The following is a 13,539-nucleotide window of genomic DNA, read 5'->3' as shown; positions in this document are numbered from 1 at the left end:
TATAGATATGACAGAATATGCGATTAAATTAAACAATATCACGAAATCATACAACATGTATGCAAAACCTAGTGATCGTTTCCGCGAAGCTCTTAATCCTTTTAAAAAATCGTACCATGATGTTTTTTATGCATTGAAAAATATCAATGTCGAGATCAAAAAAGGGGAAATGATTGGTTTCGTTGGAGAAAATGGTTCTGGAAAATCAACAATGCTAAAAATCATCACTGGCGTGTTGACACCGACTAGCGGCACAATGGAGATTGAAGGGAAAATCTCGGCATTATTAGAATTAGGTTCTGGTTTTAATCCTGAATACTCAGGGTATGAGAATATCTATTTAAATGGGATGGTCCTTGGTTTTTCTCGTGAAGAAATTGATGAGATGGTCGGAGATATCATTGAATTTGCCGATATTGGCGAGCATATCTATCAACCTGTCAAAACTTATTCAAGTGGGATGTTTGTTCGTTTGGCGTTTGCGGTAGCAATCAATGTCAATCCAGATATTCTGATCGTGGATGAAGCATTAGCAGTTGGTGACCTTGAGTTTCAGTTGAAATGTATGGAAAAATTCACTGAAATCAAAAATTCAGGTAAGACGATCTTATTCGTTTCTCACGATATTAGTTCGATCCGTCGGTTTTGTGATCGTTCATATTGGTTAAAAAATGGAGAAGTCGTAGAGTATGGTGACACAATGGATGTAACCACGAACTATGAGAATTTCCTGAAGAAAAAATCAGTAAAAACGGTCGATCGAAATAAAAATCAAGTGGAACGATTCGCAGCCCCTGATATTGTTGACGTATTGAGTGCAGAATTATTAGATGAAAATAAACAACCTATTGACATGCTTGAACAAGGAGAAAGCTTACTTGTGAAAGTTACGTATGAAGTTAAAGATGAGTCTATCAAAAAGCCTGTTTTGGGTATCGCATTGCGCACAGTGGATAATTTTTATGTTTGTGGATTGAATACATTGCTAGATGATGTAACTATTCCTTGGAAGAAAGGAATAAACGTTTTTTATCTAGAATATAAAAAATTAGGTCTGCTAGCCGGTGAATATTATTTTGATGTGGCTGTTTTTGAAGAAAATGCCACTGTTCCTTTAGTTTATAAAACAAAGTATATGAATTTGTTTGTCAGTGGTTCTTATATTGGTGAAGGAATCGTTGTTTTGGATCATCAATGGGAAGAAGGTAGTCAAAAAGATGAAGTATGATTTCGAAATGGATTTGGATGAACAAAGTAGCGTAGGGAAAATTGCTGCGCAGATCAAACCTGATAGTAAAGTCTTGGAATTTGGTCCTGGGAATGGACGATTGACAAAACATTTGATGGGTGCGAAAAATTGTGAAGTCAGCATCGTAGAACTGGATAAAGAGTTATTCGACTTTGTCAGTGAGTTTTCAAAAGATGGTTTTTATGGGGATATCGAAAGCTTTGAGTGGGCGAATTATTATCAAGGTCAAACTTTCGATTACATTTTATTTGCAGATGTGTTAGAACATTTAGTCAATCCAGTAGAAACATTAAAAAAAGTCAGAGAATTTTTAAATGAAGAAGGTGAGATTCTAATCACTTTCCCAAATCTCGTACACAATTCAGTAATGATCCATCTTTTCAATAATGAATTACCTTGGGCGTCATATGGCTTACTAGATGAAACACATAATTCTTTTTATACTCATGATGGTTTTCAAAAAGTGTTTGAAAAGGCTGAACTGTACGTTAATATTGAAGACTATCTTTACTTAGCTGTAGGAGACACAGAATTGAATTCTTCGTATGAAGATTTGCCAGAAGCAGTTCGTTATGAGTTCAAGATGCGTCCTTTCGGGGAAGTCTATCAGTATTTCTTTTCGCTGAAGAAGCATCCAGTACCTGAACATAAGGCAGTTGAGCCACAAAATTCAAATTATGTAAAAATAGTTGAAATGATTCAGCATACGGCTCAGGATCGGAACAGCCAAAAAATACCATTCAATAATTATACTGGAGAAAATCAAGAGTTGACATTTCCTCTTACAGAAGAAATAACAGCCGTTGATTTTATCTTTGCACAGCAACCTAGTTATCTAGAATTTCACGCAGAAGTCGATCACCAGAAAATCGATTTTGTGCAATCAAACGCAGTGATCAAGACTGCTACGGACTGCTACTTATTTGATGGACAAGAACTGCCTAAATTTACTTTAACGAATCTTGTAGGCCAAGAACTTAAAATCACCTGTCATTATCGTTTTATCGGAGAACTAACTGATACGATGAGTGAATTACTCGCAGTGATCAAACCTATGGCTGAAGTACAAAAACAGTTAGTGGAGAAAAATGATCGATTAGATAAAGAAAATCAGCAATTGCAGAGTGAAAAGGCAATGTTGGACCATTATTTACAGACAACGACTACTCGTTATTTTGATTTATTGAATACAAATGAATGGACAGTGAAAGCGAAGCATCGTTTCACACGTGTAAAAGAAACATCTAAAAAAATCCAAGCAAAAGACCTTTCATTATGCATCGATCAAAGAACATGGGACCCAGAAACGAAATTAGTCACGATTATTGGTTGGGGGATTTCCAACGAAAATCGAAAACCGTTATCGTATAAATTATCTGCTGATCAGTCGCCATTTTTTGATGTCCACTTTGTTGAACGAGTAGAAGTAAATCAAGCAGAGGGATTACCAGAAAATACAAAAGCAGGATTCGAGCTACATGTCCTTTGTGAACAGGATAGACCTTTTTTAGTGGAGGTCATCGCTGAAAATGGCCAGTCTTGGTTTATTGAAATGTAAATAACTTACTAGATAAGGAGTACTAAAACAGTGCAAAAGAAAGAAATTGCTGTATTTATCGATCAGATCACACGTGAACGTGCCACTGGCGATTTAATGATCGTTGGGTGGGCAATCGATGAAGAAACAAAAGAGATCCCTACGATTCAAGTAGAAAAAGAAAATATCCTAGCAGAGAATACGCCAGTTGTTCGCTTAGATATCAATCATTTGTATGGTCTGGATGTAAAAACACATAGCGGATTTAAGCTTCGGTTGTCTGGGAAGATGAAAGGGAAAGCTATCTTAGATTTTCAAACAACAAATCATCAAAATGGAATCGCAGTAAAATTAAATGGACGCTATCCTTATGATGATGGAATCGAATCTAGTTGGGAACAGAAGAAACGATTGATCAAAAAAGGGATCAATTATGCTCGAACTCATGGAATAAAAAAAGCGATTCGTCGTGTGAAACTAGAGTTGAAACCAGGATCGATTGATTATGCACAATGGATTGCAAAACATGAAAAAATCGATGTGGCTGCACAACGTTTGCAAGCTCAATCATTTGCCTATCGACCACTGATTTCTGTAGTGATGCCAGTTTATAATGTAGAAATCAAATGGTTGGAAAAATGTATTGATTCGGTACTGGCTCAAACATATGACAACTGGGAACTATGTATCAGTGACGATGCTTCTACCGATCCAAAAATCCAAAAATGCTTGGAACGTTATCAGAAAAAGGATGACCGAATCAAAGTAGTGTTACGAGAAGAGAACGGGCATATTAGTTTAGCAACGAATTCAGCGCTTGAAATTGCTGAAGGTGAATTTATGGCTTTGTTAGACAACGATGATGAGTTGCCTGTGAATGCTTTATTTGAAGTAGCAAAGGCATTAAATGACCATCCTGAACTTGACTTGATCTATAGTGATGAAGACAAGATCGATGCAGACGGGAATCGCTTTGACCCACATTTTAAAGCAGATTGGTCGCCAAACACGTTGATGGGCAATAATTATATTTCACATTTAGGTGTTTATCGTACAAGTATCGTAAAAGAATTAGGCGGTTTTCGTAAAGGATATGAAGGTTCGCAGGATTATGATCTAGTCTTACGCTTTACAGAGGTTATTCCTGCCGATCATATCTATCACATTGATCGTGTACTGTATCATTGGCGAACTATACCTGGATCAACTGCTAGCAGTGGAGAAGCAAAGAGTTATATTTATGATTCAGGTGTTAAAGCACTAACTGATGCTCTTGCAAGAAGAAAGATCAAAGGAAGTGTTCGCCCTGGGAGAATCTCGGGCTTTTATGAAGTGAATTATGAAGTTCTCCAAGAAGATCTTGTCAGTGTGATCATTCCTACAAAAAATGGCTATGATGATTTGAAATTATGTATCGATTCGATCATAGAAAAGACAACCTATCCTAATTATGAAATCATTGTGGCAGATAATGGTAGTACGGATCCTAAGATGCAAGAATTATTTGCTACGTATAAAAAACAATTAAATGAGCGTTTCATTGTTGAATTAATTGATATCCCGTTCAATTACTCACGAATCAATAATCTTGCTGCTGAAAAGGCGAGTGGCAAATATTTACTGTTCTTGAATAATGATACAGAGGTCATTGAACCAAATTGGATGACGATCATGGTCTCTTATGCACAATTTGAGCAAATCGGCTGTGTAGGAGCTAAACTATATTATCCAGACGATACGACACAGCATGCTGGCGTGCTTGTAGGTATCGGTGGTGTCGCAGGACATGCTTTAAACAACTATGATCGTACACATTGTGGTTATTTTGGTCGATTAGTCATTGATGTCGACTATCTTGCAGTAACAGCCGCTTGTATGATGGTCAAAGCAGCGGATTTCCATGCAGTCAATGGATTCGATGAAAGTTTAGAAGTCGCATTCAATGATGTTGACTTATGTTTGAAAATCTATGAATTGGGCCGCAATAATGTGTATGCGCATCAAGTGGAACTATATCACTTTGAATCGAAATCTAGAGGCTACGAAGATACACCGGAAAAGCAGAAACGTTTTGCAGGAGAGATCAAGAAAATGCAAGACAAATGGCCAACATATATCGCTCATGATCCATATTATAATGACAATCTGACAAAAGAAGGCATCGGTGATTTTTCTTTGTGTCCTGAATAAACAATATAGGACATAGGTTAATGAGTTTTTAATTCCTATTAAAACCAAATAAAAGTGTTTCAGAAGTAGTTACTTAAAAAATATGTCGAAGAATCACGGAAATAGGAAAAACTATTTTCGGATTCTTCGGCTTATTTCTTTGATTTTGGTAGGATTTTCCAATAGTCATTTTGAATCTAAATTTCTTGCTTTTTCTCTATAAAGCTATTAACCACAGGCTCTTTTTTCTTTTAAATTAGTTTACAATTTGGTTATTCACTATGTTTTTGAAGGGCGCTATGGTAAGATGATAGAGGTATTATTTTGTGATTAGGAGTGTATATATGAATAAAAATGGAGAATGGAATGCTGCACGTCGGATATTTATTATCATGATGGATGTCCTTGTTTATAATGTAGCTATATATATTAGTTTCTTATTGAAGTTCCAAGGAGAGATCCCAATGCGGAACTTTGAGACCTTTCAAAACTCCGCGATTTTTACATCCATTATTTTTATTGTATTAAATATTTTATTAGGGGCTTATGTTTTTTACAATCGTATGATTAGCGATATCGTTTTTGTCACAGTGATTGGTCAAGTATTAATGTCTATCGGCATCATGGTCGTTACCTTTGCTGGACGTTGGTTTGCTTTCCCGCGTGGCGTTATCTTACTCTCATTAATTGTAGGAACTGTTTTATTAAGCTTGTATCGTATTTTAGTGTATAAGCTCTATCTGCGAGTTAGTAGAGATAAAAAAGTAGTGATTATAGGAACTGAAAAAGATGTTGCCCCAGCAATCCAGAATTTCCAATCAAAAAAGAATAACAAACATAAAGTTGAAGCGGTTATTATCGATAGTTACTATGAAAATATTAAAAACATGATTGATGGGATCGATATCGTTTATCTAGCTTCACATATCGAAGAAAATGAAAAAATCAAGATCTATCAGTTAGTAACAAAAAAAGAAAAGAAATTATTTTTGAATACCACTTTTGAAAATCTAACAATGATCAATCCAAATATCATGAATTTTGAAGACGAGAGCATTATTGAAGCCTCGGGGTTTAGAATCCAACCAGAATATGAATTATTCAAACGTTTGTTTGACATTATTGTCTCTTTCTTACTTTTGATTGTCGCTTCACCATTTATGTTATTAACAGCTATCTTGGTAAAAGCAACCTCACCAGGACCAATTATCTATAAACAAGTTCGCATTACTAAAGATCAAAAGGAATTCTCAATCTATAAATTCCGTTCAATGACAGCAACAGCTGAGGCTAAATCAGGACCAGTCCTTGCCAAAAGCAATGATGCGCGTGTTACACCTGTCGGCAAATTCATTCGTGCCGTCCGATTTGATGAACTGCCTCAGATTTTTAATGTGTTGAAAGGTGATATGTCCATCGTTGGCCCACGGCCAGAACGACCTTTTTTTGTCGATCAGTTCAATGCGGAAAATCCGTATTACTATTTGAGACATAATGTTCGTGCCGGAATCACCGGTTATGCCCAAGTATATGGAAAGTATGTTTCAGATTACAATAGTAAATTACGGTTTGATTTATTATATATCAAAAAGTATTCTTTAATGATGGATTTGAAAATCTTGCTCCAAACAATTAAGATCCTTTTTGACAAGATGTCTTCTCAAGGCTTGGAAGAAGATGAGCAAGCAACATCATTAGCAGATATTAATTTTTCACAAGATAAAATTTATCGTTAGTTTGGAGGCGTAACAAATAAATGACCAATCCGATATTTAGTATTATTGTGCCGATTTATAACGCCGAAAATACGATTTCTCGAGCAATCATAGCTTTAAAAAATTTGGAATTTAAAAAGTACGAAGTGATTTTGATCAATGATGGATCAACGGATAACACAGAGCAATTAATCAAAGAATCGATACAAGATGAGTCACATTTCCATCTTATTACAACAAAAAACCAAGGACCTGGTCTTGCTCGCAATGAAGGGATTAAACAGGCAAAAGGGAACTATGTTTTATTCTTTGATGCAGATGATGAGCCAATCAATGAAATTTTAGATGATTATCAAAAAATATTTGACCGATCCCCAAATACAGACTTAATTGTTAGTTCATTTAAGTTCCGTACACTAAGTGAAGGTAAAGTGATTTCTGAAAAGGATTATTTGGTACCAGAGCATCAATACACAACTCATGAATCATTTATAGGGGATATGTATCAGTTGATGAATCAGCAATTGATGTATGTTGTTTGGAACAAATGTTATCGTAGAAATGTTTTAGTAGAGCATAATATTCGTTTTAGAAATTATAGTAGCTGTGAAGATAGGATCTTTAATTTAGAATATTATCAATATTGTCAAAATGTTATAATGAATCCAAAAATAGAATATACGTATGAATTCGAAGGTGGCAAAGGAATTACAAACCAGTACCGACCAAATAAATTTCAAACATTTAAAGAGTTTTATCTATTGGCAAAGGAAGTAACCAAAAACAAAAGTGATTCAGGAATGGCCTCACTTTTTTTAAAGGGAACTGTTTCGGTCATCTTATCAATAATAGAAACAGAACAGTTATCTAATAGTGAAAAGAAAACAGAAATTAAAAATATTTTTAATGATGAAATAGTCAAAGAAGCAGCTTCTATTGCATGCACTGATTCTACATTTAAACGCTTGACTAAAATATTTTTCAACTTACCTACAACTCTCTCTTATTCCTTTATTGTATTAGCTGGGAAAATTCAAAGTTTTAGCCCTAAGCTAATTTCAGTATTAAAAAGGAAATACTAGTACTTTTGTAGATAAAAAGATCAGAGAAAAAAGGAGAAGATCAACTAATGAATATTGCCTTATTAACTGCTTCAGGAACTGGAACTAGAACAGGACAAGATATACCAAAACAATTCCTCCACGTAAACAATATTCCTATTTTAGTTTATACGTTACGTGCATTTCAAGAACATCAAGAAATTGACGAAATTTGTGTTGTTATTCTAAAAGGCTGGGAAGAGATGCTGACTGCCTATGCTAAACAATTTAATATTACTAAGCTTAAATACATCGTACAAGGTGGAGAGTCAGGTCAAGATTCTATTTATAATGGTTTAAAAGAAATTTATAAAAATAGAAGTCGTGAGGATGTTGTGTTAATCCATGATGGAAATAGACCAATGGTTAGTAAAAAAATCATTAGTGAAAGTATAGAAGTATACAAAAAAAATGGTAATGCTGTGGCTGTTATCCCTTGTACGGAAGTGGTCTTTACTTTAGAAAGTAAAGAAGACACTAGTTCTTTGGATTCTTTAAATAGAGATCTACTTGTACGTACACAAACACCACATACGTATCAATTGGGAGAAATAATGGATACGTATCAGTTAGCTGAGGAAAAGGGGATTGTTAATATGGCTGCTTCTTGTCAATTAATGCAAGTTTTAGGTAAAAAATCTTACTTCTCTCACGGTTCAGAGAAAAATTTAAAGATCACTACTCTAGATGATCTAGAAATTTTTAAAGCATTGCTAAATTCAACTAATGATGATTGGATTAAATAAGGTAGGGTAAAAATGAATTTATTAGAAAATAAGACTTATTTGTCAAACCTTGAAGATAGCCTTGAAAGTTTGTCAGAATTGATAAGAGCATTTGAGAATAAATCGATTTTGATTACTGGAGCTACTGGTTTGATTTGTTCCACTGTGGTGGATCTTCTAGTCGTTGCAAACAAAAAATTAAAATTAAATTTGACCATTTATGTACTTGGAAGAAGTATCGAAAGATTAAAAGAACGTTTTGCATCGAATGATTCCCAAAAGTGTGTCATACCTGTACTGTATGATGCTACAGAAGCATTTCAATTTGAAGAGAAAGTCGATTATATTATTCATGGGGCAAGTAATGCAAGTCCTGATTTGTATGTAGATAAACCAGTAGAAACAATGCAAAGTAATATTTTAGGGATTACTTCGTTGTTAGAGTTTTCAAAAAAAGAACAAGTAGAAAGAGTATTGTATATATCATCAAGTGAAGTTTATGGGGATTTTCATACAGATAAACCACTGACTGAAATGGATTATGGCTATATTGATTTACTAAATCCTCGGTCATCTTATCCAATGGGGAAACGAGCTGCTGAGACATTATGTATCAGTTATTTGAAAGAATATCAGGTGAAAAGCGTTATTGTACGTCCTGGACATATCTATGGTCCTTCTGCAAAAAAAGGGGATTCACGTGTTTCTTCGGCTTTTGTAGACCGTGCTCTAAAAGGGGAAAAAATCGTTATGAAGAGCAAAGGTAGTCAACTTCGGTCGTATACTTATAGTGTGGATTGCGCAACAGCAATATTATTTGCGTTAATGAATGGTAACCCTGGTGAAGCATATAATATCTCTAATCCAGATTCTATTATTAGCATCGCAGAGATGGCCGAAATTGTATCTAAGATTGGTCAGGTAGCTTTAGAATTTGATTTGCCTACTGAAAATGAAAGTAAGAAATTTAATCCTATGGATAATTCCAGCTTGAATAGTGAAAAACTTTGTGCATTAGGATGGCAAGCTATATTTAGTGCTGAAGATGGTTTAAAAAATACAATGACTATTTTATCAGAAGAGTGTTAATCAAAGGTTTATTTAAATAACTGTTAATTATGGAAAGTGACTATACTATAAAAATAGGTGATTAGGTGAGTAAAGTAAAAAGAGTTTTGCATTTTCAAGGTAGGATGGGAAAAGGCGGAGCTGAATCTTTTATGATGAATTTGTATCGAAAAATCGATCGTTCTAAATTGCAATTTGATTTCTTGATTTATGATGATTTTGCAGATGTTACAGATTATCATGAAGAAATTCAAAAAATGGGTGGTCGTATATTCGTTGTAACAAATCCTAAAAAAAATATTATAAAATATTGGTTTGAAGTCAAAAAACTATTAAAAGAAGAACACTTTGATATTGCGCACAATGAAGTATATTTCGGTGGGGGAATAAACTTATTGCTTGCAAGAAAAGAAGGAATCAAAAAACGGATTGCGCATAGTCATGCAACAAGTGATGGGAAATCGACTAATTTTATCATGAATATTCTAAGAAAATATTTACATTTCTTGCTTATGAAAGAAGCAACTGATTTTTTAGCAGTAAGTAAAGAAGCAGGGGATAGTTTGTTTCAAGGTCACCCTTATGTAATAATTCATAACGGAATTGATATGTCGTTGTATCAAATAAATGATCAAGTACGTAAAGAAAAAAGAGAAGAATTAGGTCTCGCATATAATGATTTTGTAATTGGAAATATTGGCCGTCTTGAAAAACAAAAAAATCAGTCTTATCTTGTAGATGTATTTAATGGATTACTTAAGGAAAAAAGCAATGCAAAATTATTAATCATTGGAGCAGGCTCGTTAAGAGAAAACTTAGAAAAACAAATCGCTGAATTAAACCTTTCAGAAAAAGTTTTGCTTTTAGGGGAAAGGGAAGATATACCTGAAATCTTCCAAGCAATGGATGTTTTTTGTATGACTTCTTTGTATGAAGGATTACCAATGGTCGGGCTTGAAGCACAGGCGAGTCAAAAGAAATTGGTGCTTTCTAACACGATATCTGCAGATACGAAACTAACACCAAACGTTGTATTTGTTGGATTGGATGAACCAAAAATAAATTGGATCAATGCTATATTGGATGAACCGTTTACGAATGAAATTACAGATGAATTAATGGAGTATGATGTTAGCCATACATTAAAACAAATGTCTAAGGTATATGAGATCGATTAGAGGGAGTAAAAAATCATGTCAGATTATTTAAGTACACAAGAAATACACGAAGGATTATTAGATTTATTAAAATTCTTTGATCAATTTTGTCAAGAACATAATCTAACTTATTTTCTAGCTGGTGGTACCCTTTTAGGTGCAGTTAGACATGGTGGCTTTATTCCTTGGGATGACGATGCGGATATCATTATGCCTAGAGAAGACTACACAAAACTTTTGAAACTAGGTAGTGAGTTACCTAGTTTTTTAGAGTTGAAATCACTGGAAAATGATAGCAACTGGGAATATGCGTTTGCTAAAATCAATGATACACGAACATATGTGGATGATGATTATCGGATTGCGCAACATGGACTGTTTTTGGATATTTTTCCAATTGATCATATTTCAGAAAAGCGATTGGATCAAAAGATGTTAGTAAAAAAAATGAAACTCTTAGATGTTTTTAGAGGAGCAGAAAGCAAGAAAAAATTTAAACCTGAAGAAAAATTCATTTTCGCAAAAAAAATTATAGCAAAGTATGCCAAGAAAAAAGGTGCAACCTATTTTGCAACAAAGATGGATAAACTAGCTAATAAAATGAATAAACAAAATAGCAATTCGAACATTCAAGGAGTTTGTGTTGCTACGATTTATGGAATGAGAGAGTTTTTACCACTTGATGTATTTTCAGGGAAAAAAGATGTCAAATTTGAAGATACCATGCTTGCCATTCCAAGTGGTTATGAGACTTATTTAAGAAGTCTATACGGAGATTATATGAAATTGCCACCAATTGAAAAACAAAAAGGTGATCATTACAAAATAAAGAGATATTAGAATTTAAAGTAGGATGTGTAGAAATGAGAAACGAAGCGTTCACAGTATCAGTGATTATGCCAACCTATAATGGAGAGAAAAATATAATCGACCAATTGGAGTCAATCAGAAAACAGGAGAGAATGCCCGATGAAGTTCTTTTATGTGATGATGGTTCGACAGATCATACCATTGAAATCGTCACAGATTTTATTGAAGAAAACCATTTAGAAGGGTGGAAACTCTTGATAAATGAAGAAAATATTGGTTGGCGAGAGAATTTCATACGCTTGATGCATCAAGCAAAAGGAGATGTGATTTTTTTTAGTGACCAAGATGATATTTGGTACCCCCATAAAATAAAACATATGTCAGAAAAAATAATGTCTGATCCAGAGAATATCAAAGTATTAGTTTCAAATTATGACGAATTGATTGAAGAAAATGGTGTTTCTTATCCTTGTGAAAAGAGAAAAATCCCTACAAAAGAACCAAATGATTACATTTATTTTTCAAAGAAAAATGTTTTTTTAAATCGTCCAGGTTGGGTATATGCTTTCCAAAAAGATTTTATTCCTGTGTTTGATGAGTATTTAGAAACTTCTCTTTATCCGGTCCATGATATGGCTATGTGGTCTAGTGGTGTTTTATCAGATAAATTATATTTACTTGATGAAAAAACTGGGTTATGGCGTAAACATGGAAGTAGTGCCATGCAAATTGAGAACGAAGAGACAGAGAAAAATGCTGAAACTAAAAAAAATATAAGAATCGGTAAATTAGAATTATTAAAAATTTTAACCATTTCTAACTTGAATTTTGTTCAGAGAGTGGATGTTCCAAATAAAGAACATAAAGAAGAAACATTAAAAGCCTTACTTAAAGAATTAGAAACCCGATTGAAAATCGTCCAAGAGGATAAGCCATTGGATGTATTGAAAAATTGGCGATCTTATACTGTCTTACATTCTTTTTTTGCAGATATCCTATATTTCACAAAAAGTAGAGTGAATAAAAAATACAGATAATCATTGGAGGAAGATAAATGACTAACAATAGTCTCTCACCAAAAGATATATATTCTTTTTTTAAAGATCATATAAAAATTTATATACTTTCATTTGTATTAAGTGTGGTATTGATAGGCGGGTTATTTTTTTATTCATCCCGTTCTCAAAATAAACTTGAAACGAATAATCAAACAAATGAGCCGCTATTTTCGTTTATTTTGGAGAATAGCCAAGGAAATATAATGACAGCTTCTGGAGCGGTAAAACAAGTGTTTTTAACTAGTTTACAAGAAAATGGGCAATTTTCAGATGATGTTTTAGAGAAACTAAATGTGACGTATAACGATATTCAAAATACAATAGATGTCCAATTTGTAGAAGAAGTACCTGAACAGAAACAAAAGCAGATTTCAGAATTGTTACAGCAAGAAATGAATAATGGCGAGCTTCCATTTTTTAAGAATAAAACATTTTACTATATCAACAAAGAAATAGAAAATAATCGAGCATCTACGCTTCAAATCACAGAAGGGGTGAGCACTAAAAAAATCATTTTATTGGTTTTAGTAGTCATCGTAATCACTGTTGGATTAGGAACATTAATAGTAAGCTGGAAAGAGTATAAAACTAAGGTGATTACTCAAAAATTCACTTTAGGTAATGATGTTCAAGCAATTGATATCGAGTCATTGGATCTATCTTCTAAACAAGAAAAACAAAGCATTATAAATGCGTTACTAAACGGTACATCACAAAATAAATTTTTAGTCCTAGAAAATGAAAATATAATAGAAAAAGAAAATCTTATTATCAGTGAAAAAACGAAAGTTTACTCAAGTTTAGAAAATATTGTGGAACCTGTATCATTTGAACCAGAAGAAATTCTAATTGTTTGCTTTAAGAAAAATACGACAAAAAAATGGTATAAAGAACAAGTAGAAATTGCGAAAGCTTTAACAAACAGTATTAAGACAATCTATATATAAGGAG

11 protein-coding genes are annotated in these 13,539 nt (G+C 33.6%); all 11 read left to right on the top strand.

What is annotated here, in order from left to right; all coding sequences use genetic code 11:
• The first annotated feature begins 7 nt into the window (after nucleotides 1-7).
• The 11 genes from A5844_RS11630 to A5844_RS11580 all read left to right on the top strand — a co-directional run bounded on the left by A5844_RS11630 (nucleotide 8) and on the right by A5844_RS11580 (nucleotide 13,535).
• Complete coding sequence (locus tag A5844_RS11630) at nucleotides 8-1,228, top strand: ABC transporter ATP-binding protein (protein ID WP_086285353.1); 1,221 nt, start codon at nucleotides 8-10, stop codon at nucleotides 1,226-1,228.
• Nucleotides 1,218-2,807 carry a class I SAM-dependent methyltransferase gene (locus A5844_RS11625; RefSeq protein WP_086285352.1) on the top strand — a complete coding sequence of 530 codons (1,590 nt, stop codon included), beginning with the start codon at nucleotides 1,218-1,220 and terminating at the stop codon, nucleotides 2,805-2,807. The genes A5844_RS11630 and A5844_RS11625 overlap by 11 nt, the downstream gene beginning before the upstream one ends.
• Nucleotides 2,808-2,837: 30 nt before the next feature.
• Entirely contained in the window at nucleotides 2,838-4,976 is a 2,139-nt protein-coding gene (locus A5844_RS11620) for a glycosyltransferase family 2 protein (protein WP_086285351.1), read from the top strand.
• A gap of 323 nt (nucleotides 4,977-5,299) precedes the next feature.
• Nucleotides 5,300-6,691, top strand: coding sequence for a sugar transferase (locus A5844_RS11615; RefSeq protein WP_086285350.1), 1,392 nt, complete (start codon nucleotides 5,300-5,302; stop codon nucleotides 6,689-6,691).
• A gap of 20 nt (nucleotides 6,692-6,711) precedes the next feature.
• On the top strand, nucleotides 6,712-7,752 hold the full coding sequence (locus tag A5844_RS11610) for a glycosyltransferase family 2 protein (RefSeq protein ID WP_086285349.1): 1,041 nt from the start codon (nucleotides 6,712-6,714) through the stop codon (nucleotides 7,750-7,752).
• 47 nt (nucleotides 7,753-7,799) lie between these two features.
• The gene (locus A5844_RS11605) at nucleotides 7,800-8,516 is read left to right on the top strand and encodes an IspD/TarI family cytidylyltransferase (protein ID WP_086285348.1); all 717 of its coding nucleotides are present in this window, start codon (nucleotides 7,800-7,802) and stop codon (nucleotides 8,514-8,516) included.
• 12 nt (nucleotides 8,517-8,528) lie between these two features.
• Nucleotides 8,529-9,584 carry an NAD-dependent epimerase/dehydratase family protein gene (locus A5844_RS11600; protein ID WP_086285347.1) on the top strand — a complete coding sequence of 352 codons (1,056 nt, stop codon included), beginning with the start codon at nucleotides 8,529-8,531 and terminating at the stop codon, nucleotides 9,582-9,584.
• A gap of 104 nt (nucleotides 9,585-9,688) precedes the next feature.
• Nucleotides 9,689-10,741, top strand: coding sequence for a glycosyltransferase family 1 protein (locus tag A5844_RS11595; protein ID WP_086285501.1), 1,053 nt, complete (start codon nucleotides 9,689-9,691; stop codon nucleotides 10,739-10,741).
• A gap of 15 nt (nucleotides 10,742-10,756) precedes the next feature.
• Complete coding sequence (locus tag A5844_RS11590) at nucleotides 10,757-11,560, top strand: LicD family protein (protein ID WP_086285346.1); 804 nt, start codon at nucleotides 10,757-10,759, stop codon at nucleotides 11,558-11,560.
• 23 nt (nucleotides 11,561-11,583) lie between these two features.
• A complete protein-coding gene (locus A5844_RS11585) occupies nucleotides 11,584-12,567 on the top strand; it encodes a glycosyltransferase (protein ID WP_086285345.1) in 984 nt (327 codons plus the stop codon).
• Nucleotides 12,568-12,584: 17 nt separating this feature from the next.
• Nucleotides 12,585-13,535, top strand: coding sequence for a hypothetical protein (locus tag A5844_RS11580; RefSeq protein ID WP_086285344.1), 951 nt, complete (start codon nucleotides 12,585-12,587; stop codon nucleotides 13,533-13,535).
• Nucleotides 13,536-13,539 lie beyond the last annotated feature (4 nt).

Origin of the sequence: Candidatus Enterococcus wittei, assembly GCF_002140175.1 — a bacterium.
GTDB lineage: Bacteria > Bacillota > Bacilli > Lactobacillales > Enterococcaceae > Enterococcus_B > Enterococcus_B wittei.
This window is presented reverse-complemented; position numbering and strand designations above follow the sequence as displayed.

Excerpts from the sequence above, each read along its gene's own strand:
- A5844_RS11590 (WP_086285346.1), top strand. The coding sequence starts at position 10,757 with ATGTCAGATTATTTAAGTACACAAGAAATACACGAAGGATTATTAGAT.
- A5844_RS11615 (WP_086285350.1), top strand. The coding sequence starts at position 5,300 with ATGAATAAAAATGGAGAATGGAATGCTGCACGTCGGATATTTATTATC.
- A5844_RS11585 (WP_086285345.1), top strand. The coding sequence starts at position 11,584 with ATGAGAAACGAAGCGTTCACAGTATCAGTGATTATGCCAACCTATAAT.
- A5844_RS11600 (WP_086285347.1), top strand. The coding sequence starts at position 8,529 with ATGAATTTATTAGAAAATAAGACTTATTTGTCAAACCTTGAAGATAGC.
- A5844_RS11580 (WP_086285344.1), top strand. The coding sequence starts at position 12,585 with ATGACTAACAATAGTCTCTCACCAAAAGATATATATTCTTTTTTTAAA.
- A5844_RS11595 (WP_086285501.1), top strand. The coding sequence starts at position 9,689 with ATGGGAAAAGGCGGAGCTGAATCTTTTATGATGAATTTGTATCGAAAA.
- A5844_RS11605 (WP_086285348.1), top strand. The coding sequence starts at position 7,800 with ATGAATATTGCCTTATTAACTGCTTCAGGAACTGGAACTAGAACAGGA.
- A5844_RS11630 (WP_086285353.1), top strand. The coding sequence starts at position 8 with ATGACAGAATATGCGATTAAATTAAACAATATCACGAAATCATACAAC.
- A5844_RS11625 (WP_086285352.1), top strand. The coding sequence starts at position 1,218 with ATGAAGTATGATTTCGAAATGGATTTGGATGAACAAAGTAGCGTAGGG.
- A5844_RS11610 (WP_086285349.1), top strand. The coding sequence starts at position 6,712 with ATGACCAATCCGATATTTAGTATTATTGTGCCGATTTATAACGCCGAA.